This is a genomic window from Reyranella sp., assembly GCF_004297405.1.
Lineage (GTDB): Bacteria > Pseudomonadota > Alphaproteobacteria > Reyranellales > Reyranellaceae > Reyranella.
The window spans coordinates 169,933-191,521 of sequence record NZ_SCVC01000012.1 but is presented as its reverse complement, the minus strand read 5'-3'; the positions used below and the strand labels follow the sequence as shown (position 1 = coordinate 191,521).

20 protein-coding genes are annotated in these 21,589 nt (G+C 62.7%); 14 read left to right on the top strand and 6 right to left on the bottom strand.

Going from position 1 to position 21,589, the window contains the following annotated elements:
- Positions 1 to 8 precede the first annotated feature (8 nt).
- From EPO50_RS10700 to EPO50_RS10690, 3 genes are read right to left on the bottom strand one after another with little or no spacing between them, the layout of a single operon-like run.
- The gene (locus EPO50_RS10700; protein ID WP_296343746.1) at positions 9 to 782 is read right to left on the bottom strand and encodes a C13 family peptidase; all 774 of its coding nucleotides are present in this window, start codon (positions 780 to 782) and stop codon (positions 9 to 11) included.
- A 31-nt stretch (positions 783 to 813) separates the two neighbouring features.
- Positions 814 to 1,479, bottom strand: a complete 666-nt coding sequence (locus tag EPO50_RS10695; RefSeq protein WP_296343744.1) for a TetR/AcrR family transcriptional regulator — start codon at positions 1,477 to 1,479, stop codon at positions 814 to 816.
- A complete protein-coding gene (locus EPO50_RS10690; RefSeq protein WP_296344195.1) occupies positions 1,476 to 2,522 on the bottom strand; it encodes a phosphotransferase in 1,047 nt (348 codons plus the stop codon). The genes EPO50_RS10695 and EPO50_RS10690 overlap by 4 nt, the downstream gene beginning before the upstream one ends.
- Positions 2,523 to 2,942: 420 nt before the next feature.
- Here EPO50_RS10690 and EPO50_RS10685 point away from each other — a divergent pair, with 420 nt between their 5' ends.
- The 14 genes from EPO50_RS10685 (at position 2,943) to EPO50_RS10620 (ending at position 18,863) form a co-directional block, all read left to right on the top strand.
- Entirely contained in the window at positions 2,943 to 3,368 is a 426-nt protein-coding gene (locus tag EPO50_RS10685) for a TSUP family transporter (RefSeq protein ID WP_296343742.1), read from the top strand.
- A 130-nt stretch (positions 3,369 to 3,498) separates the two neighbouring features.
- Complete coding sequence (locus tag EPO50_RS10680; protein WP_296343740.1) at positions 3,499 to 3,948, top strand: tripartite tricarboxylate transporter TctB family protein; 450 nt, start codon at positions 3,499 to 3,501, stop codon at positions 3,946 to 3,948.
- A gap of 1 nt (position 3,949) precedes the next feature.
- Complete coding sequence (locus EPO50_RS10675) at positions 3,950 to 5,455, top strand: tripartite tricarboxylate transporter permease (protein ID WP_296343738.1); 1,506 nt, start codon at positions 3,950 to 3,952, stop codon at positions 5,453 to 5,455.
- Between the two features lie 27 nt (positions 5,456 to 5,482).
- Positions 5,483 to 6,451, top strand: coding sequence for a hydroxymethylglutaryl-CoA lyase (locus EPO50_RS10670; RefSeq protein WP_296343736.1), 969 nt, complete (start codon positions 5,483 to 5,485; stop codon positions 6,449 to 6,451).
- Positions 6,448 to 6,804 (top strand): cupin domain-containing protein, encoded by a 357-nt coding sequence (locus EPO50_RS10665; RefSeq protein WP_296343734.1) that lies wholly within the window; start codon positions 6,448 to 6,450, stop codon positions 6,802 to 6,804. The genes EPO50_RS10670 and EPO50_RS10665 overlap by 4 nt, the downstream gene beginning before the upstream one ends.
- A 75-nt stretch (positions 6,805 to 6,879) precedes the next feature.
- A complete protein-coding gene (locus tag EPO50_RS10660; RefSeq protein WP_296343733.1) occupies positions 6,880 to 8,028 on the top strand; it encodes a TAXI family TRAP transporter solute-binding subunit in 1,149 nt (382 codons plus the stop codon).
- Positions 8,029 to 8,045: 17 nt separating this feature from the next.
- A complete protein-coding gene (locus EPO50_RS10655; RefSeq protein WP_296343731.1) occupies positions 8,046 to 9,206 on the top strand; it encodes a TAXI family TRAP transporter solute-binding subunit in 1,161 nt (386 codons plus the stop codon).
- Positions 9,207 to 9,218: 12 nt separating this feature from the next.
- Complete coding sequence (locus tag EPO50_RS10650; protein ID WP_296343730.1) at positions 9,219 to 11,471, top strand: TRAP transporter permease; 2,253 nt, start codon at positions 9,219 to 9,221, stop codon at positions 11,469 to 11,471.
- A gap of 25 nt (positions 11,472 to 11,496) precedes the next feature.
- Entirely contained in the window at positions 11,497 to 12,681 is a 1,185-nt protein-coding gene (locus EPO50_RS10645; RefSeq protein ID WP_296343728.1) for a CaiB/BaiF CoA-transferase family protein, read from the top strand.
- Positions 12,682 to 12,732: 51 nt separating this feature from the next.
- Positions 12,733 to 13,107: a hypothetical protein gene (locus tag EPO50_RS10640; RefSeq protein WP_296343726.1), complete on the top strand. Its 375-nt coding sequence runs from the start codon at positions 12,733 to 12,735 to the stop codon at positions 13,105 to 13,107.
- A 354-nt stretch (positions 13,108 to 13,461) separates the two neighbouring features.
- Positions 13,462 to 15,132 carry an N-6 DNA methylase gene (locus EPO50_RS10635; protein ID WP_296343723.1) on the top strand — a complete coding sequence of 557 codons (1,671 nt, stop codon included), beginning with the start codon at positions 13,462 to 13,464 and terminating at the stop codon, positions 15,130 to 15,132.
- A gap of 6 nt (positions 15,133 to 15,138) precedes the next feature.
- Positions 15,139 to 16,143, top strand: coding sequence for a hypothetical protein (locus EPO50_RS10630; RefSeq protein WP_296343721.1), 1,005 nt, complete (start codon positions 15,139 to 15,141; stop codon positions 16,141 to 16,143).
- 171 nt (positions 16,144 to 16,314) lie between these two features.
- Complete coding sequence (locus EPO50_RS10625) at positions 16,315 to 17,178, top strand: alpha/beta hydrolase (RefSeq protein ID WP_296343719.1); 864 nt, start codon at positions 16,315 to 16,317, stop codon at positions 17,176 to 17,178.
- Positions 17,179 to 17,183: 5 nt separating this feature from the next.
- Entirely contained in the window at positions 17,184 to 18,863 is a 1,680-nt protein-coding gene (locus EPO50_RS10620) for a SulP family inorganic anion transporter (RefSeq protein WP_296343716.1), read from the top strand.
- Here EPO50_RS10620 and EPO50_RS10615 read toward each other — a convergent pair.
- The 3 genes from EPO50_RS10615 to EPO50_RS10605 are packed head-to-tail and all read right to left on the bottom strand — an operon-like array spanning position 18,835 to position 21,578.
- On the bottom strand, positions 18,835 to 19,467 hold the full coding sequence (locus EPO50_RS10615; RefSeq protein ID WP_296343714.1) for a LysE family translocator: 633 nt from the start codon (positions 19,465 to 19,467) through the stop codon (positions 18,835 to 18,837). The two genes, EPO50_RS10620 and EPO50_RS10615, sit on opposite strands and share 29 nt — an antisense overlap.
- Before the next feature lie 15 nt (positions 19,468 to 19,482).
- Positions 19,483 to 19,953: a DUF3237 domain-containing protein gene (locus EPO50_RS10610; RefSeq protein WP_296343713.1), complete on the bottom strand. Its 471-nt coding sequence runs from the start codon at positions 19,951 to 19,953 to the stop codon at positions 19,483 to 19,485.
- Positions 19,954 to 19,961: 8 nt separating this feature from the next.
- Positions 19,962 to 21,578, bottom strand: a complete 1,617-nt coding sequence (locus EPO50_RS10605) for a class I adenylate-forming enzyme family protein (protein ID WP_296343711.1) — start codon at positions 21,576 to 21,578, stop codon at positions 19,962 to 19,964.
- Positions 21,579 to 21,589 lie beyond the last annotated feature (11 nt).

Genomic DNA, 21,589 nt, shown 5'->3' with positions numbered 1-21,589 from the left:
TCCCAGGCCTACCGGCCGGGGATCCGCAGGTCGGCAACAGATGAGCCGACGAAGGTCTGCGGCTGCGACGGCTGGCGAACGCCCATGCGTTGCTCCAGCCCCGTCACACAGGCGCGCGTTGCCTGGGCAAGCTGGCCCCAGGTCGACGCACCGTCGAACTGCTGCAACAGGCACTGATCATAATAGGTGAAACGATCGCCCGCGCCGCAGCCGAAGCTCACGCGATCGGCTGCTGCTGCGGTCAGCACGACGCGATTGGGTTGGCGCATCGCTGGCGTCAGGAAGACGCCGCTGTGGCAGGCTGAGACGACGACGACCGTCGGCCGCGTGCCGCAGCCGGCATCGAGTGCATTGTCCAAGGTGCCGGCGCCCAGCATGCCATTGGCCGCCTTGAGCACGACGCCGCGCTCGTCACCATGACTGGTGATGAACACCAGGCAGGCCTCGCCGCCCCCGCTCCGCAGCGCTGAAGATATATTGGCCGCACTCGCCACCTGCGCCGATGGATTGCGCCGGGGGTCGGAGGTGAGCACGCGGATGTCGCGTACGCCTCGTGCCGTCAACTTATCGCGCAGTGCATCGATGCCGTTGTCGAAGGCCGGGCTGTTGTTGTCCCCGGCGATCAGGACGGCACGCCAGCGCGACGCAGGCACGGAGCTGGTCTCTGGCGCGGCGGCGATCGCAGTGCCTCGGGTCGACGGTGGCGGCCCGCCGCTCGCCTCCGGCGTGCAGGCAGCGATCGTTCCGACAATGGCGATCAAAGCCGCAATGCGCAGCGTCATGCCCGGGACTCCCTGATCAGACTTATCGAACTCACGCCGGCCGGGTTGGTTGCGCGCCCACCATGCGCAAGGCCATGTCGGCGTAGAGATTGGCCATCTGCTCCTCGGTCAGATCGCCGCCAGGACCGTACCATTTGGAAACGTGAGTGCACTGGTCGAGGAGTGCCATGGCGATCGCCTTGAAATCGTTGCGGCCATCGACCTGGGGAGGATCGAAGACGCCGCGCTTCACGCCTTCGACAAAAATCGCGACGACAATGTCGCGTATGGCTCGACGGCTGCGGCGAATATCGGCGACACGCTCAGCGTCCAACCAGCCGATCTCGCGATTGGCGACCAGCGCTTCGATCCTGAGGCGGCAGTGCCGCACAACATAGACGCGCACGAAGGCCGCGAGCTGGGCACGCGGGTCGTCGCCGGCCCCTGCCACGGCCTGCTTGCACTGACGCTCCAGCTCCCCCTGTGTCGAGGTGATGATGTCGTGCAGCAGCTCGTCTTTCGACTTGAAGTGGTTGTAGAGCGCCCCCTGGGTCAGGCCGCAGGCCTTCATGATGTCGCGAACCGTCACCACCGGGTAACCGCGCTCGGCGAACTGGGCAAAGGCCGCGGCACGGATCGCCTCGACCGGTGCTCGTGACTCGCGCTCGGCAACGGCAGGCGCCTCGGCCTCCTCCCGCACCGGCTTGCGCTTGGTCATCGGGCACCTCCGGCCATTTGTTCGACGATGCGCCATGCCAGCTCGGCGGGAGGACGCACCATCTTGCCCGATTCGGCGGCCCGAACATTGGAGGCCGTGCCGTCGAGTGAGCGAGCGTAGACTCCCTGGCGGATACAGGAGACGCGGAAAAGATTGTAGGCCATGTAGAAATCCCAGAGCGCGGTCGCCGGCACCGGCCGTTTCGAGAGGCTGCAGTAGTAGGCCACCATCTCGGCCTCGGTCGGCAGGCCAAGGTCAGCGAGATCGTGCCCCAACAGGCCCCCCCAATCCTTGGGCGTGCGCCAGAGCATGCAGAGATAGGACAGCTCGGCCAGCGGATCACCGAGGGTCGAGATCTCCCAGTCGATGATGCCCAGCACCCGCGGCTCGCTGGCATGGAAGATCATGTTGTCGAGCCGGTAGTCGCCATGGACCAGCACTGTCTCGTCGTTCGGCGGCAGGTTCGCCGGTAGCCAGTCAAGCAATCGGTCCATCGCTTCGATCTGCTCGGTTTCGGAGGCTTTGTACTGCTTGCCCCAGCGTGAAATCTGGCGGGCGACGTAGCTGCCCGGCCGGCCGAAATCGCCAAGGCCCAGCGCCACATGATCGACAGCGTGCAGGCGGGCCAGGGTCTCGAACTTGGCGCGATAGATCGCCAGCCGCCCCTCCTTGGGAACATCCGGCAGCAGTGGATCCCACAGCACGCGGCCGTCGCAATACTCCATGATGTAGAAGGCCGTTCCGACGACGCTCTCGTCCTCGCAGAGCGCATAGGCCCGTGGCGTCGGCACATTGGTCCGGTTCAGGGCCGAGATGACGCGGAATTCACGGTCGACGGCATGGGCCGACGGCAGGAGCTTGCCCGGCGGCTTGCGGCGCAGGACATAACGGCGGCCGCCGCCGTCTGTCAGCCGGTAAGTCGGATTGGACTGGCCGCCCTTGAACTGTTCGACACGGACCGGCGCCACGAAGCCTTCGACGTTGGCGGACATGAAGCGGCCAAGCGACTGTTCGTCGAAGCGATGCTTCTCCTGCACTTCCATCGTGCCGATGTATTCCGCGCCTTTTCTTGCCACCCTGATGCCCCTGAACAGTCATTCATATTGGCCAGGAGTTTGCTCGTCTGGCGAGGTGCATGCAATATCGACCAACGGGGACAGGGTGCGCCCGAGCTGATTTCGGCTTATCCACCAGGCATTTGGCTGGCACCGCTGGCCACCGGCGTGGCAGAAACCTGATCGATTTCACTGGCCGTCGGTACCGCTCAGGCCACGATCCTCGTCACATCGCCTACCACAGCCGCCGCCACTGGCGCGCAGGCACCATCGACTGGGTTCTCTTTCGCGCTTGGCTACCGGCGCTGCTCGCTGGAATTGCAGTCGGCCTGATTCTAGTTCCCTTCGCGGCGGCCAGAGTGGTCACGATGTTGTTCGCCGTCGTGTCAGCAAGGCTTGCGCTCAAAAATGGCAATCGGTGACAGGTTCGTCATCGCGCGAAGCCTGCCGAGAGGAGTTCTTTCTCAAGCTGCACCGACCGTGGTCGGCGGACTCGCGGCTGCCGTAGGCGTGGGTGGTGGAACTTTAAGCACGCCAGTGCTTGCTCTTTTCTCCGTTCCCCTCAAACGCGCCATCGGCGCGGGAGCGCTCTTCAATCTCGTGATTTCCTTGCCGGACACGATCGTCTTTCTAACCATCGACCGTCCGGCTGAGGATCGTCCGGTCGACGCGCTGGGCGATGTGGCATTGTTTTGCGTTGCGGCCTTGTCGATCCCTGCGCTCTTTGTCGCGCCTGCAGTGGCGAGCTGGTCGACACGCGCGCCGGTCGCGCTTCTGCGGTGCTTGTTTGCACTTTGTCTGGCCGTCATCGCAGCTCGAGTGATGTTTCGATAACCAACTTGCCACTTGATCTGCACTTGGCACTTGGGCAAAGCGGCCGAATTGTGTTTATCTGTTGGCGTAACGGCCCTGTGGGTTCGGGCCCAACATCACAATGAAGACTACGCGTTTCTGGGAGGCGTCGTTGAATCGATTCCTAAGCAAGGACTTTTTGTCCGGGCTGATGTTCATTGGCTTCGGCTTGCTGGCTTTGTATTTCGGCCAGAAGCTCGCCTTGGGCACGCCTGTCCGCATGGGCCCGGGCTATGTCCCGCGCATGCTCTCACTCGTCCTTGTCGGGCTGGGTGTTCTGATCTGCATCGTTGCCATGGTCTCAGGCAGCGACCCTGTCGAGAAGCCGAAGTGGAAGCCTATCACTCTGGTGACCATTGGCATCGTCTGCTTCGCGCTCCTTTTCGAGCGGGCCGGCCTGATCCCGGCGCTGATCGTGCTGATCCTGATCGCCTCGCTGGCCAATGAGGAATTCAAGCTCGTCGAGGTGATCGGCAATATGGTGGCCCTCTCCGTGTTGTGCACTCTCGTCTTCAAAGTGGGACTCGGGATGAATATCTCCATCCTGCGTGGGGTGTGGTGACATGGAACTGTTCGACAACCTCGCGCTGGGTTTTAGCGTCGCTTTCTCCTTTCAGAATCTGGCTTATGCACTGCTAGGCTGCCTCCTCGGCACGCTGATCGGCGTGCTGCCGGGTATCGGTCCCGTGGCGACCATCGCCATGCTGCTGCCGATCACCTTCCACCTGCCGCCGACAGCCTCGCTGATTATGCTGGCTGGCATCTACTACGGTGCTTCATACGGCGGCTCGACGACGTCGATCCTGGTCAACCTGCCCGGTGAATCGGCCTCGGTGGTAACCTGTCTCGACGGCTATCAGATGGCGCGCAACGGTCGTGCCGGTGCAGCCTTGTCGATCTCGGCAGTCGGTTCCTTCTTTGCCGGCACCGTCGGCACGGCCATCATCGTGATGTTCGCCGAACCACTCACCCGGATGGCGCAGAAGTTCGGTCCGGCCGATTACTGTTCGCTGATGGCACTGGGTCTTGTCGCCGCCGTCATCCTGGCCAGCGGCTCGGTGATCAAGGCCATCGCCATGATCTTCCTCGGCCTGCTGTTCGGCCTGGTCGGTACCGACGTCAACACCGGTGCTCAGCGCTTCACCCTCGACATGCCTGAGCTCAGCGACGGCATCGACTTCGCACCGATCGCCATGGGAATCTTCGGCATCGCCGAGATCGTAGTAAACCTCGAACGACATCTGACGCGCACCGGCGGTGCCATCAAGGTGAACTCGCTGTGGCCGACGGCAGAGGAAATCCGGCGTGCCATCCCGGCGGCGCTGCGTGGTACCTTCCTCGGCGCGGCGCTCGGCGTACTGCCCGGTGGTGGCCCGACGCTCGGCGCCTTCTCCTCGTATACCCTGGAGAAGAAGATCTCGAAGAACCCTAGCAAGTTCGGCAAGGGTGCAGTCGAAGGCGTGGCGGCGCCCGAAGCGGCCAACAATGCCGCGGCGCAAACGTCGTTCATCCCCATGCTGACCCTCGGCATCCCGTCCAATGCGGTGATGGCCTTGATGGTCGGCGCCATGATCATCCAGGGCATCCAGCCGGGCCCCGAGGTCATGACCAAGAAGCCGGACCTCTTCTGGGGCATGATCGCCTCGATGTGGATCGGCAACGCCATGCTGGTCGTTATCAACCTGCCGATGATCGGCATTTGGGTGAAGCTGCTGACGGTGCCGTACCGCTTCCTGGCGCCGGCGATCCTGCTCTTCTGCTGCATCGGCGCCTACAGCCTGCAGAACAGTACCTTCCACGTGATGCAGGTCGCCGTCTTCGGCGTGCTGGGCTACATCTTCGTGCGCTTGGGCTGCGAGGGCGCGCCGTTCCTGCTGGGACTGGTGCTGGGACCGCAGATGGAGGAATACTTCCGGCGTGCCATGCTGCTGTCGCGTGGTGATCCGATGGTCTTCCTCGAACGTCCGATCAGCCTCGGCCTGCTCATCACCACGGCCCTGCTGCTGATCCTGATGGCCTTGCCCAGCTTCAAGAAAGCGCGCGAGGAGGCCTTCCAGGAAGAGGGTTGATCCCTCTTCCCCTAACGGGAGTAGTAGATGTCCGACCTGCCCAAGCGAGTGTCGATCGACGAGGAAGGCCCTCGCGAGGGCTTCCAGTCGGAGAAGAAGGCGATCCCGGTCGCCGACAAGGTCCGCCTCATCGAGGCACTGGCGGACGCAGGTCTCAAACGCATCGCCTGCGTCTCCTACGTCAATCCAAAGCGTGTACCGACCATGGCCGACGCCGAAGAAGTGGCGACGGCGATCCGGCAGAAGCCCGGCGTGCAGTACGCCGCCCTGTGGCTGAATCAGCAGGGCCTGGAGCGGGCGCTGCGTGGGCCGCTGCATGTTGACGGCGGCGTCAGGGTCACGGCCTCCGACACCTTCTCGCTGAAGAACATCGGCAAATCGGTTCCCGACGCGATGGTCGAGCAGCGTATGTCGCTCAAGACCTTCAAGGACCGCGGCATGCCCGTCGAATGGGGCATCATCCTCGGCGCCTTCGGCTGCAACTACGAGGGCGAGCTTTCGTCCGACCTGATCCTGCAGCGTGTCCAGCTCGCCCTCGACGAGGCCGAACTGGCGGGCTTCAAGCTCAAGGGCATCAAGCTCACCGACGCGATGGGCTGGGCAACGCCACAATCCGTCGAACGCCTGATCGGTGCCATCCGCAGCAAGTGGCCGGAACTCGAAATCGCCCTCCATCTCCACGACACGCGCGGCACTGGCATGGCCGCGGCCTATGCGGGCCTGCGCCTCGGCGTCACTAAGTTCGATGCCTCGATCGCCGGCCTGGGCGGCTGCCCCTTCGCCGCAACCGACGGCGCCGTCGGCAATATCTGCACCGAGGACTTCGCCTACATGTGCGAGGAGATGGGTGTCGACACCGGCCTCGATGTCGAGAAGCTGATCGAGGTCGCCAAGATCGCCGAGGACGTCGTTGGTCGTCCCCTGCCCGGTCATGTCATGCGCGGCGGCACGCTCAAGGCCGCCAAGGCGCGCGGCCGCCAGAGGGCCGCTGCGTGACCACCCGCGCGGAAGGTGCGACCGTCCCCGACTCGACTTATGTCGATGTCGCGGACGTGCCATGGCAGCCGACGCGCTTTGCCGGGATCGACTCCAAGGTCCTGATGGAGAACAAAGAGACCGGCCTGTCGACCGTGCTGATGCGTTGGGCGCCAGGCACGCGCCTTCCAAAACATGAACATGTCGCCATCGAACAGACTTTTGTGCTCGAAGGCTCCTTCGCCGATCATGCCGGTGTCTGCCGTGCCGGCAACTATGTCTGGCGTCGCGCCGGCAGCCGTCACGATGCCTGGACGGACGAAGGCTGCCTCATGCTTGCAATCTTCCTGAAGCCCAACACCTTCTTCGATTGAACACCTCCCCCCGAGTTGGCAACATGCTCGGGTGATCGACGCCGGAAACAAGGTGCGACACAGGGAGGAAAAATCATGAACCGTCGCACCGTCGTTACGGGCGCCGCATTGGCGCTGCTCATCTCCAGTCCGGCGTTTAGCCAGGCATTACCCAAGGAAATGTCCTGGACCGCCTATGATACAGGCTCTTCGGGCTTCAATATCGCTGTCGCCATCGGCCAGCAGTTCAAACAGAAACTAGGAACCGACGTCCGCGTGCTGCCCTCGGGCAACGACACGGGCCGCCTCGCCCCTGTCAAAGCCAACCGCGCCATCATCTCGCAGATGGGAATCGGCACCTACTTCGCCCAGGAAGGCGTCTTCGAGTTCGGCGCCAAAAGCTGGGGCCCGCAAGCCAGCCGGCTGTTGATGGCCGCCACGGCCTGCAATGGCCTCAGCCTCGCCGTCGCCAAGGATACTGGCGCAAAGGAAATCAAGGATCTCAAGGGCAAGCGGCTCGGCGTCGTTGTCGGCTCGCCGGCGCTAACGCAGGGGGCAATCGCCCTGCTCGCCTTCGGCAACCTCACCGAGAAGGACGTCACGCTCGTCCAGTTTTCGTCTAACAATGCGATGTGGAAAGGCTTCATCAACAACGAAGCCGATATCGCCCTCTCGTCGACGATCTCCGGTCAGTCGAAGGAGGCCGATTCCTCGCCGCGTGGCGTGATCTTCCCGGCCATGCCGGCCGATGACAAGGCAGGATGGGCGCGCGTTCACAAGAAGGCGCCCTACTTCGTCGCCCACAAGGCGACGTGCGGCGTCGGCGGTCCGTCGCCGCAGACACCCGTCACGATGGCAAGTTACGCCTATCCGATCTTCATGACCTATGCAGATCGGCCGGCCGACACGATCTACGCGATCACCAAGGCGATGATCGACACCTACGACGACTACAAGACCGGTGCACCCGGTGCCGAAGGCATGGCGCTGTCGTTGCAGAACCTGACCTGGGTCGTGCCCTATCACGACGGCACCATCCGCGCCTTCAAGGAGAAAGGCGTCTGGACCGATGCCGCGCAGAAGCACAACGATAATCTGGTGAAGCGTCAGCAGGTCATGATGGATGCCTGGAAGGCCTATTCGGCCAACGGCCCGTCCGACGACAAGGCTTTTCTCGAAGGCTGGATGAAGGCGCGCGCGGCTGCACTTCAGAAAGCTGGCATGGATGTGATTTTCGAACAGTAGTCCGGGAGTTGAGAGTGATGGCGTATGGGTTCCGTGGCGCTGCCGTAGTGGCGGCAGTGGCGATGGCGTGTGTCGGCAGTGCAGTGGCGCAGGACGCCAAGCTCCCCGGAACACTTACGATGACGGCTTACGAGACCGGCTCCAATGCCTTCAATCAGGCAGTGGCCGTCGGCCAGATGCTGAAGAACAAGTACGGTACCGACCTGCGGATACTGCCTGCCGGTAACGATGTGGCCCGGCTGGGCCCGTTGCGTGCTGGCCGGGCGCAGGCCTCTGCCATGGGCGTCGGCGTCTACTATGCGCAGGAAGGCGTGCTCGAGTTCGCCACCAAGGAATGGGGGCCGCAAAGCCTGCAACTCCTGTTGTCGGCGACGACCTGCAGCGGCCAGGCTTTGGCCATCGCCAGGGATCTCGGCGTCACCCAGGTCAAAGATCTCAAGGGCAGGCGCATGGGCTGGGTGGTCGGCTCGCCCGCCGTCAACCAGAGCCTGCTCGGCCTGATCGCCTTCGGCGGTCTCACGAAGGCCGACGTGAAGCCCGTCGAATATTCGAGTTACGGCGCGATGATGAAGGGCCTGGTGAACAACGAAGTCGATATCGTCTTCGCGTCGACCATCTCCGGTCAGGCCAAGGAAGCCGAGAATTCGCCGCGCGGCATCATGTGGCCGGCAATGCCCGCCTCCGATACGGCGGGATGGGAGCGCCTGCAGAAGCTTGCGCCCTACTTCTATCCGCACAAATCGACCTGTGGCGCCGGCTATGCCAAGGGCGAGACCATCGAGGTGGCGGTCTATCCCTACCCGATCTTCATGGCCTACGCCTCGCAACCCGCCGATCTGGTGCATGCGCTGACCAAGGCGATGATCGTGAACTACGATTCCTACAAGGACTCCGTAGTCGGCGTCGACGGCCTCGAAGCCAAGCGCCAGAACCAGAAGTGGATTGTGCCCTACCATCCGGGCGCCGTCCGCGCCCTGAAGGAAGCCGGCGTCTGGACCGACGAGGGACAGAAGAACAACGACACGCTGATCGCCCGCCAGAAGGTCCTGGCCGAGGCCTGGGCGGCCTATCTCAAAACCAATCCGCCCGACGACAAGGAAGCCTTCCGCAAGGGCTGGATGGAGACTCGGCGGACGGCACTCACGAAGGCCGGCCAGCCCGTAGGGTTCGACGAATAAGGAAAGCATTTCATGACCGATCAGGTGACGCGGGTCGTTTTCGACGACCCGCATCAGGCGGCCCCGACTGAAGCCGAGACGATGCGGGTCCGCCCCCTGGTCGGCGTATGGCGATGGGCTCTGGTCGTCCTGACGGCGATTACGATCTTCCTCTGCATCAACCAGCAGTTCGCGTTGCGCTTCTTCGTAGGCTTCACGCCACTCAACACGGAGTATTTCTACCTCCTGATCCTCTGCATGCTGCCTTTCACGTTCGTGATCTTCCCCGGCAGCTCCAGGGCATCTCTCGATCGTATTGCCTGGTACGACGTCGTGCTGTTCCTGGGCACAGCGGCGGCATCGTTCTACCTGATGCTGAACGTCCGCAAGGCAGCCGAACTCGGTTGGGAGTTTGGCGACCCGCCGCAGTCGATCATCTGGACCGGCTTCTTCATGTGGGCGGTGCTGATGGAGGCACTGCGCCGCACCGGTGGTTGGGGCCTGCTGCTGAGTGTCTTCCCGTTCACCGTCTATCCGATGTTCGCAGGGGCATGGTGGCTGGGACCGCTCAAGGGTAACCAGTCGACGCTCGACCAGACCACCGCCTATCACATGTTGTCGACCGAAAGCCTGCTCGGGATTCCCGTTCAGGCGTTCGCCGACACCGTGATCGGCTTCCTGGTGTTCGGCACGGCGCTGATGGTGACCGGCGCCGGCAAGTTCTTCATCAACCTGTCTTTCGCCATTTGCGGCACTCTGCGCGGAGGCGCCGCCAAAGTATGCATCGTGGCGTCGGGCCTGCTCGGCATGATGTCGGGAAGCATCGTCAGCAACGTCCTGACGGCCGGCACCATGACCATTCCCACGATGAAGCGCACAGGCTTCACGCCGAGCTATGCCGGCGCCATCGAAGCGTGCGCCTCGACCGGTGCCGTGCTGTCGCCGCCGTTGCTGGGCGCCACTGCTTTCGTCATGGCCCAGTTCATGGGAACCACCTACGCCGAAGTTGCGTTGGCGGCGGTCATTCCGACGGCGCTGTTCTATATCGGTCTTTATTTCCAGGTCGATTCGTACGCGGCGAGGCGCGGTCTCAAGGGCCTGGACAAGAGCGAGCTTCCCAATGCGTGGGATGCGATCAAGGAAGGTTGGTACTACGTCTTCGTCGTCGGCCTGCTGGTCGTCATGCTGCTTTACTTCAAGCGCGAGAGCCACGCGCCGTTCTATGCCACCGCACTCCTTCTGGTGCTCAACCAGTGGACCCAACCGGGCAAGTGGCGGATCGCCAACACCATCAATCTGATTTTGGCCGTGGCCGCGACGGTCGTATTCGCGATGATGGGCGAGCACTACGCCAAGGCGCTCGCTGCCACGCCGGAAACCGCCATCGACGCCTGGCTGAACGCCATTCTCCTGCCGCTGCTCGGCGGCATGATGGTGCTGGTGGTGCTCAACGAGATCTGGGGCGAAAAGCGCTGGGGCTTCAGCCGGTACGTCACCTTCCTGGAGGTGAACGGCCGGACATTCGTTGAACTGATCGGCATTCTGGCGGGCTGCGGCCTGCTGATCGGCGCCTTCTCGCTGACCGGCGTCATCGCTTCACTGGCTAACGACCTCCTCAGTCTGGCCGGCAACAACGCGCTGCTGCTGCTGGTGATGTGCGCCATCACCAGCATGATCCTCGGACTGGGGCTCACGACCACCGCTTGCTACATCTTCCTCGCCATCCTGGTCGGCCCGGCACTGGAGAAGCTCGGCCTCAACAAGATGGCCGTGCATATGTTCATCTTCTACTGGGGTATGCTGTCGTCGATCACGCCGCCGGTCGCCATCGCCTCCTTCGCAGCCGCCGGGATCGCGGGTGCGCCGGCCATGAAGACGGCTTGGGAATCGATGTGGGTGGGAAGCATCATCTACTTCATCCCCTTCTTCTTCGTGCTCAATCCTGCGCTCGTCCTGCAGGGTGCAGCGCCTGGCGATCCCACTCCCTGGCTCGAGGCGGGCTACCTGACGATCACGGCGGGGATCGGCATCGTGTTCATCTGCGGTGGCATCCAGGGCTACCAGGCCGGCGTCGGCGATCTGCGGAGCACAGGCGCGCTCGAATGGCCCTTGCGCGTGCTCTTCATCATCGGTGGCCTGGTCCTGGCCACGCCCGGTGGCGGAATCATGCCGCTCAGCAATGCACAGATGGAGCTACTCGCGGCAGCCTTGCTCGTTCCCACAGTGCTGCTGGCTCTGCTAATGGTCCGTCGCAATCGGCCGGCAGGAGACGCGGCCGCAGGGTAACCAAGGGCGGAGGCAGAGACATATTATGGCTGGGGTTCTGGAAGGCATTCGCGTACTCGATTTCGGCCGTTACATCGCAGGTCCGTTCTGCGGCACGATGCTGGGAGACCTCGGCGCCGAGGTGATCCGCATCGAGAAACTCGAAGGCAGCGAGGATCGCTGGGTGACCCCGGTGGCCGAAGGTGGCGAAGGCGCCATGTTCCTCCAGATGGGCCGCAACAAGCTCGGCCTCACGCTCAATCCCATGAAGCCCGCGGGCCGCGAGATCGTGAAGAAACTGGTCGCCGCCTCGGACGTGGTGATCGCCAATCTGCCCTACGAAGACCTGCAGAAGATGGGCATCGACTACGAGACCATCTCCGCCATCAACCCCAAGATCATTCTCGCCACGACCTCGACCTTCGGCTCGGAAGGCCCCTACGCCACGCGCGTCGGCTTCGACACGATCGGCCAGGCGATGTCGGGTGCCATGTACCTCTCCGGCGACGGCGAGGTGCCGACCCGCGTGAACGCCCCGGTCATCGATTTCGGCACGGCGCTGCTCAACACCGTGGGCGTGCTGGCGGCACTTCTCGACCGCGCCAAGAGCGGCAAGGGCCAGAAGGTCGAGACGGCGCTGCTGCGCACGGCCATCAACATCACCAACAGCCATCTGATCGAGCAGGCGATGCTCAACCTCAACCGTATCGCCACGCTCAACCGCGGCTTCACGGCCGGTCCCTCCGACACGTTCAAGTGCAAGGACGGTTGGATCTACGCCATGACGATCGGCCAGCCGCTGTTCGTGCGCTGGTGCAAGCTGATGGGCGACGAGAACCTCGCCAAGGATCCGCGCTTCAAGGATGATCTGGCGCGCGGCGACAATGGCGAGGCGCTGTCGGAGATCATGCAGAAGTGGTGCGACGCTCGCACTGTCGCCGAAGCGCTGGTGGCCCTCGAAGCCAGCCGCATTCCCGCAGGCCCCGTCTACTCGCCGCAGCAGGCGCTCGACGACAAGCACGTGCAGGAAGCGAAGTTCCTGTATCCGATGGAGTATCCCGGCGCGGCCAAGCCGGTGCCCGTGCTGCAGGAGCCGGTCAAGCTCTCGCGCACGCCGCTTAGCATCCGCCGCCGTGCGCCCAAGCTCGGCGAACACACGGACCAGATCCTGCAGGAGCTGGGCTACGAGGCAGACGCTATTGCCAAGCTCAAGGCCGACCGCGTCGTCTAAGGCGGCTTTCGAGGCTTCCGGCGGATCGACGATCGAGTACATTCTGCAGGGATGACACCTGCGGATCGCTTCGCTCGTCTTCCCGACCTTCTTTCCGCCGACGACGATCTCCGTCGTCGCGGCCGATGGCTCACCGTCGAATGCCGGGTCGATATCGGCAATGAGCCCTTTCACCTTTCTCTGAGCGACGGCGCCCTCGTCGCGCTCGACCGCGGACCGCAGCTGATGCGGTCCATGACGTTCACGGTGCGCGGCACCGACGAGGCCTGGCAAAAGCATTGGGAGACGGTTCCCGCGCCGGGCTGGCACGATCTCTTCGCCCTCACCAAGCGAGGCGCCGCCTCGTTCGACGGCGACCTGCGGCCGCTGCTGCAGAACCTGCAATACTTCAAGGACCTCCTCGCGTTACCGCGAAAAGTACAATAATTTCAGTATGATAACGACGCTCATGCCGGCGCGCGTTCGCACCCCGTAAGCACCACAATTGGCCCGCAGTGGGCCACCTTCGTCAGCCGCGAGCGTAACCCGTCGCCCGACGAACGCGAGGCATTCGCCGGCTGAGCCGATGACCTACCCGGTAGGAGGGAATCAGCGAACGACCGGCGCCGCCGAGTGCCTGAGCGTGCGGACTGAAAAATTCCGAGTTTCCCAAATCTACGGCGAACTTTAGGCATCTCCACAATATATGGTTTCGTGATGGCCAACCGAACAAAATAGGCCACTTGGCATTGAAAAAGGGCAGCCCGTTTTTTATATATACTCCAACGAGAGGGGCATTCTATGGACGGCGCAACTAAGGGCGAAAGCCCGTTGAAACCGGAAGAGAGCGTTCGGCAGGCCACTATCAAGCGGCTGCTTCAGTTGGGGTGGCATGAGGGTCAACTGCGCTGGAAGCCCGAATGGCCGGTCCCTCATGCGCCCCATGACCTGACCAAACGGGAGCGAGGCCAAAAATACGACACTTGTGGTACTGCCGATCTCGTCGCGTTCGCCGATACCAGTGGCGAACCTCATGCATTGCAAATCATCTTCGAGTTCAAAGCACCGGACATTGACGCCGGTAAGGCGCAGCTCATTCGTTACTTGAGCAGCGAACCGTTGGTGAAGATGGGCTTCTGGACCAATGGCAGCCAGACGCTCGCAATATACAAGTGCCACTCATCCGAATGGGTCGAGGTCACCGGGGCCCCCCTGCCGAATCCTGGAGACGATCTGACTCAGGCCCCGGCCAAGCCGCCGACATGGAAGACACTAAAGGTACCAAGCGAAGCGGAGCTATCCGCCGTCCTGCGGCGGATCGTGGCTACCGTCGTTATCGCAGATCCAGTCGTAACGCGACGCGAGGATCAGCTTCGCGAGCTGCTTCACCTTATGCTGGTTAAGCTCGAGAGCGATGCGGTCTTTAGTCGGTCTGCCCATCAAGACGAGCCAGTCAGTTTCCGCCTGTATGGCGGGGACGCGGACCGTATGCCACGAACTGTCGCGAAGATTCGCGAGCTGTTCAAAGACTACTTTACGAAGCAGCGAACACGAATCTTTCTTCCCCACGATCGCGATGTCCTCCTACTGAGCGACAGCACCGTGTATTCGGTTGTGTCAGAGCTTTGGCCATATCGCATCTTGGGTGATGAAATTGACCTACTCGCCAAGGCATTCCAAATCTTTCGGACTACTGCACTGAAGAGCGGTGAAGGACAGTATCTCACCCCGTTGCGCGTCGTGCGGCCCGCCATCATGGCGTTGGATATCACCTCGTCAGACAAGGTGATTGACCCGGCATGTGGCACGGGCGGATTCCTGATCGAGGCACTGCGTCAGGTTGCGTCGAAAGAGTTTCCCAAACCGGAGGAGGCTTGGAATCTAATCAAATGGGCCAATGACAGCCTCTACGGTGTCGACAAGGACGACATCGGCATCAAGCTGACACGCGCAATGATGGTCGCGATGCGCGACGGCTCAACGCACGCACTGCTTGGCGATTCAATTCGCGCCAACGACTGGTCAACGAAGTACACCAAGCTGCGCGACGAACTTGGAACAAGCGCCGCACCCTTTATCCACGAGCAGTTTACGGTGGTGGTGACCAATCCCCCCTTTGGCGAAGAGTTGAAAGTCAAAGCGTCTGACTGCAAGGCTGCGGGCTATACGATAGCAAATGCAGCCGCAATGAAGGGGCCCACGCACTACGTCGATCTTGAGATTGGACTTGTTTTCTTGGAGCTATGCTATCGCCTCCTTGTACCAGGCGGTCGCGTCGGCATCGTCCTGCCGGAGACGTACTTCTTCAGCAAGAAGTACCGCTGGCTCTCCGATTGGTTGGCGAGCCGTCTAAAGCTACGCGGCATGATGAACATTCCGATGGAAGCGTTCGAAGAATTTTGCCGCGCCAAGACTAACTTTTACATCTTCGAGAAGCTGCCGCCACCAACCGCAAAGAGTGCAGAGGAGTAATCCACCATGGCCGTATACAAGCCCAAGTGGTTTTCCGATGACTTCATAATGGTATCGACTGCGCCGACCTGCGGCCTCACCAAGGGTGGGCGGCTTCTCAAAAAGGTGGACGCAGCGACCGGCCAGCGAGTGCAGATCAAAGACCCCGACACGGGGGCAATGGTAGACGCGATCAACGACCGTCTACTGGAGGATATGCAGGCGCTCTCAAAGTTGAAGGCGGTGCCAAAGAGCAATACCGGCCTTCCCGACACGCTGAGCTTTGTGCCATCGGAGAAGGTCAATGTCAGCTGCGCCGTACCGGCGTACTACGATCATCGCTTCGATGATCACTTCAACAGCACGCTTGTCGCCGACCCCGAGCTATCTGGATTCTCTGCCAGCACCCTTCACGATCTCGAAAAGGATGGATACATAACGATTCGAGGTGGCCACGGCTCGCCTTCGCAGGAGCAACGTATCGGCGATGTACCGTACATCAAGGTGTCGGACCTCCGGGCTGGGCATGTGAACATCAATCCCACCAACCGTGTCCCCCGCGCAATTGCGGAGCATTTTTGGCGTGGACCGACCTCCGGCTTGCAGGCCTTCGACTTGGTCTGCCCCGAGCGAACATCAAAGAACATCGGTGACTTCTGCGTGCTGATGCCGGGCCAGGAAAGAGTCATGATGACAAGGGAAGTCATAGTCCTGCGCCCGGGCCCGGAGGCCAAGTTCGACGCGTTCTACTTGCTCTGGGCAATGACGTTGAAGATTGTTCGCGATCAGTGGCGGCGGGTAGTATTCATGCAGACGAACCGGGAAGACGTTGGAAAGCGCTACCTAGAGATTTCTATACCTGTCGCTCCCGATGCCAAGCGTGCGGCACAGGTCTCCCAGCCGTTCCGCGACTATTACACGAAGATTGCAGACGCGCGGGTGGCACTACAGGGGTATCTCGCGGCAGACTCGAAGCATCATTTCTTCGTGTCGGGCGCTGAGGAAGCTGTAGAGGCCGAAGGAGAAGCGTAAAGCGCGAGCCACATCTGGCGGCTCGAAATTTTCCAGAAAACCCGTTCTATGGTCTTCAAACTAGGGTCGGCTACAGCTCCGGCATAATCCAACGGCGGACGATGTGCGCGAGATACAAGAAATCAAAAATCTGCTGGCGCTGCCGCGCTGGTTGCCGGGAGTAAACTGAGCATGCCCCCAGCACTCGACCCGATGATCGGCCGCTACCTTCGGCTCGAGATCGATTGCGTTCCCCATCGCCTCTACTTCGAGGAGGCAGGCCCGGCGAACGGCATCCCCCTCGTCTGCCTGCACACCGCCGGCGCGGACAACCGGCAGTTCCGCCATCTGCTCGCCGATCCGCAAGTGACGAAGCGCTTTCGGGTGCTGGCGTTCGACATGCCCTGGCATGGCAAGTCGACGCCACCCGATGGCTGGGAGAAGAGCGAGTATCGCTTGACGACCGCGTCCTACACCGCCGCCATCCGCGCTTTCTGCCAAACCATGGAGCTCGACAGGCCGGTCGTCATGGGCTGCTCGATCGGCGGCCGCATCGTCCTCAACCTCGCGATCGCGCATGCGGCGGAGTTCCGCGCCCTGATCGCCCTGGAGGCAGCCGACTTCCAGCAGCCCTGGTATGACACGGCATGGCTGCACCGGCCGGACGTGCATGGCGGCGAGGTCTGTGCGGCGTTGATCTCGGGACTGATCGCCCCGCAAAGCCCGCCGGTCAACCGTCACGAAACGCTTTGGATGTACATGCAGGGCGGCCCCGGCATCTTCAAAGGCGATCTCTATTTCTACCGGGTCGACGGCGACCTGCGCGAGAAGGTGAAGGTGATCGACACCAAGGTCTGCCCGCTTTACCTGCTGACCGGCGAGTACGATTTCTCCTGCACCGCCGAAGACACGCTGCGCACCGCCTCGCACATCAAGGGCGTCGAGGTCCAGATTATGAAGGAGCTCGGCCACTTCCCGATGAGCGAGAATCCGGCAAAGTTCCGCGAATACATTCTGCCGGTACTGGACAAGATCGCCACGCAAGACCGCGGCTAACCACCATGAGCGCCTGGCCCTTCGCGTCGCTGCGGGGTTATCGGCGGTCGTGGCTGCTGAGCGACGCCATGGCAGGACTGATGCTGGTGGCAATCGCGCTGCCGGGGCAATTGGCAACAGCCCGCCTTGCTGGAATGCCTGCAGAGGCCGGTTTGATCGCATTCGCCGCGGGCTCGATTGCCTTTGCGGCCTTCGGCGGCAATCGCTTCATCTCGGCGGGCGCTGACTCGACCATCGCGCCGATCTTCGCCGGCGTCATTGCGGCCATGGCGGTCAGCGATCCGTCACGTCACATCCAGCTCGCAGCGATGCTTGCCTTGCTGGTCGGAGCGATCCTGGTGATTGCCGGAAGTCTGAAGGCAGGCTGGCTGGCCGACCTGCTTTCCGTGCCCGTGACCACCGGCTTCCTGGCGGGCATCGCCATTCACATTGTCGTCGGGCAATTACCCGCGATCCTCGGTGTCCCGGCTCCCAATCCCGAGGAGCATCTGCTGATACGGCTCGTCGACGTCCTTCAGCGGATCCCGGAGGCCAACCTTTACGCCACGACGATCGGGATCGCGGTCCTGGCGATGACCATCGGCGCCCATTGGCTTGGCCCTCGAATTCCCGGTGCCCTGCTCGGCCTCGCCCTTGCAGGCCTGGCAACTTGGCATTTCCGATTGACCGAGCGCGGCGTGGAGACGCTGGGAGCCCTGTCGGCGATAGCGCCGACGATCTCCTTTCCCATTGTCGGACCGGGCGATGTGATCGGGCTTCTGCCGCTGGCGGGCACGGTCGCTCTCGTCTGCATGATGCAGACCGCGGCAGTCGCGCGGTCCTTTCCCTCGACAAAGGGCGTCGCCGACGATGTCAGCCGCGATTTCGTCGGAGTCGGCGCCGGGAGCCTGATCGCGGGCGTCACCGGGGCCTTTGCCGTCAATGCCAGTCCGCCAAGCACCGCCGTCGTGGTCGAGGCGGGTGGACGCTCACAAGCGGCGCAGTTGCTTGCCGTCGCCGTCATCGCCTTGCTGGCCGCGACGGCCGGAGCGGCGGCGGCCTACGTGCCGCGGGCCGCGCTCGATGCCGTACTGGTCTACATCGCGCTCCGCATCTTCCGCCTGGGCGACATGATCAGGATCACCCGCAAGAGCGCCGGCGAGATCGTTCTGGTCGCCGCTTCGATCCTGCTGGTCGTCCTCCTGCCCATCCAGCTCGGTGTCGGCCTGGCAATCGTGCTCTCTCTCCTGCACAACACTTATCTGCTGGCCCGCCCCCTCTCCACCCGTCTGGAACGGCTGAAGGGCACGACGATATGGTGGCCGCCGACGAGCCGAGAAGCGAGCGAGAGCATTCCGGGCGTGCTGGTATTTGCCCCCGCCGCGCCGATCACCTTCATCAACGCCGAGTATATTCACGGCCAGCTCGACAAGGCGCTGGCGGAAGCTAAGGGCGTACGGCTCGTCGTGATTGAGGCGAACGGCGTCACCCTGATCGATTACACGGGCGCCGAGTCATTCATCGACAAGATCGCGCGGCTGCGGAGCAATGGAATCGATGTGGCGCTGGCCCGCCTCGAGTCCAGCCGCGCCACGTCGGCGGCTCAGCGCAGCGGCCTGCTCGACGCCCTGGGCGCCGATCACGTCTTTCATTCCGTCGAGGAAGCGGTGCGCAGCCTCAGCGCCGATCGTCCCAAACCAGCCTGACAGCAAGGCCTGCGAAGACTGTGCCCAGCAGATACTGCGGCAACCGGCGCAGGCGGCCCGTTCCAGCAAAGATCCCGCGCAGGCGGCTCGCCGCCAGGATGACGGCGCCGTTGACCACAATGCCGATCAGATTGAGCACCGTGGCCAGCAGCATGATCTGCACGGCCACCGAGCCCGCCTCCGGGCGGACGAACTGCGGAAACAGAGCCAGGACGAACAGTGCCATCTTCGGATTGAGCAGGTTGGTGAACAGCCCTTGCCGGAACGCCGCGCCGACCGGATAGGCACGCAATCCGCCGTCCGGCCTGAACGTCTCGCCCGTCGACCTGAAAGTCTTCCACGCCAGATAGAGCAGGTAAGCCGCGCCAGCGTAGCGCACGACGTCGTAGGCTACCGGCACCACGAGAAAGAGCTGCGACAGGCCGAGCGCCGCAGCCAGCGCATGACAGTAAGTGCCCGCCTGAATGCCGGCGAGCGTGGCGAAGCCCGATGCCCTGCCCTGGCTCATGCTCCGCGACGCAATGAGCAGCATGTCCGGGCCGGGCGTCGCCGTCAGGACCAGGCACGCCATCGCAAAGAGCGCCAGTGTGGGAAGGTCGAGCACGGACGCCTCGATAAACTACAGGATATGGAAGACGTCGTAGACGGGCCCTGCTGGTTCGCGGCGGCCGGTGGCGACGCAGACGATACGATTGAGGAAGCGGTACTTCTCCGACGAGGTCTCGAACCACGGCGTCGTGCGGAAATAGTACTGGCTGGGATCGACCTTCTCGCCCTTGTTGAGCTGCTCGATCACCCACGCCGGACCGTGTCGCATGCCGCGGTAGCTCATGTAGACGAGATGACCGTCGTCGGTCTTGAGCGTGAGCCGCACATCGAGCTGAAGGATGCCGTCGCGGCGCAGCAGCAGCCAGTCCCCGCCCGGAGCCGGTAGTACCGTTCCCCTCAGCTCCTCACCCTCGAAGGTCCCGCCCGTCACCGTGGCGATGCGCCGGCGGCCATAAGGCGTCTCGCCGACGTCCGTCACATTCGGATCGACCTGCAGGGTCAGCGTAAAGAGATGAATGGAACGCAGTGTCGGTTCAGTCATGCAAACCCTCAGATCTTGGCGGCCCGGCCTTCCCAATAAGGCGCCCGCAACTCTCGCTTCATGATCTTGCCGATGGTGCTGCGCGGAAGCGAGTCCCGGAACTCCACAGCGACCAATCGTTGCGTCTTGCTGAGTTGGCCGTTCGCCCATTCGCGCACGGCTTCTTCCGATACGGTCGAGCTGTCACGTCGAACACAGAGCGCCATTGCCGATTCGCCCCACTGGTCACTCGGCACGCCAATCACCGCGGTGTCGACGATGTCGGGGTGTTTCAACAACAGCACTTCGATGTCGGCGGCATAGACGTTGAAGCCACCGGAAATGATCATGTCCTTCTTGCGATCGAGCAGCACGACGAAACCGTCCTCGTCGATCTTGCCCATATCGCCGGACTTGAAGAACAGCCGCCCATCCTTGTCGTACCAGAAGAGCTCGCGGGTCTTGGCGTCCTGCTTGTAGTAGCCCTTCATCATCATCTCGGCCCGGCCGACGATTTCGCCGACCTCGCCCTGGGGCAGCTCGTTGCCCTGCTCATCGAGGATCTTCAGTTCGACGCCGAAACCTGGCTTGCCGACGGTATGGAGCTTGTCGGGATGGAGGTTGGCTTCGAGCATGCAGCTTCCGCCGCCTTCGGTCAGGCCATAGATCTCGATCAGCCGGCCCGGCCAACGCTTCAGCGCATCAGCCTTCACCTGTGCACGCAGGGGTGCGCTGGTCGACATCTTGGTCTTGAACGCACTGAGGTCGTACTTGTCGAAATCGGGATGGGCCAGGATGCGCTGGTACTGCACCGGCACCAGCATGGCATGCGTTACCTTCTCAGCCTGGGCAAGTTCGAGGAACTTCACCACGTCCGACTTGCGCATCAGGATCGTCGTGCCACCGACACCGACTGTGGCCAGCAGCGAAACCAGCGTTGTGTTGGAGTAGAGCGGCGTGGAAACCAGCGAGATCGTCTCGAGGCCATAGTCGAAGGCCGTGAAACGGACGGGAAGCTGGCTACGCAGCGCATGCGAATGGAGGATGCCCTTGGGCAGTCCGGTCGTGCCCGAGCTGTAGATGATGTTGAAATCGTCCAGCGGCTGAAGCTCGACCGCAAACGGCGCGTCGCTCGCAGGCGACAGCCAGGCCTCGAAGCCCTGCCAGCCTGCTCGCGCAAAGTCGTAGGCAATGCGGCCGCCCGGCACGAGCTTGGTAAGCCGATCCTCGTAGGGCTCGACCAGTGCACGATACTGGTCCGACAGGAACAGGACCTTGGCATCGCAGTCGTCGAGCATCTTCTCGAGCGCATCGGCGGCCGCCATGGTCGAAAGCGGCACGACGCACACACCGACGCGCAAGGCGCCCATGAACGTCTCGAGATATTCGATGGAGTTGGCGGCCAGCACGGCGACCTTGTCGCCGCGCCCCAGGCCCATCTCCGAAAGCCGCCGGGCGATCTTGTTCAGGCGCTTGTCGAAGGCTGCCCAGCTCCGCACCACGCCGTCGCATTTGACCGCCGCCTTGTCGGGATGGGCGGCGGCGTGACTCGCGATCAGGTGCGGGATGGAAACGAAGTTCGGAATGTCCTCGACCGCAGGCTGCGGCACGATCGGTTCCGGCAGCACATGCTGGTCGGGGCTCATCTCCGTCCCTC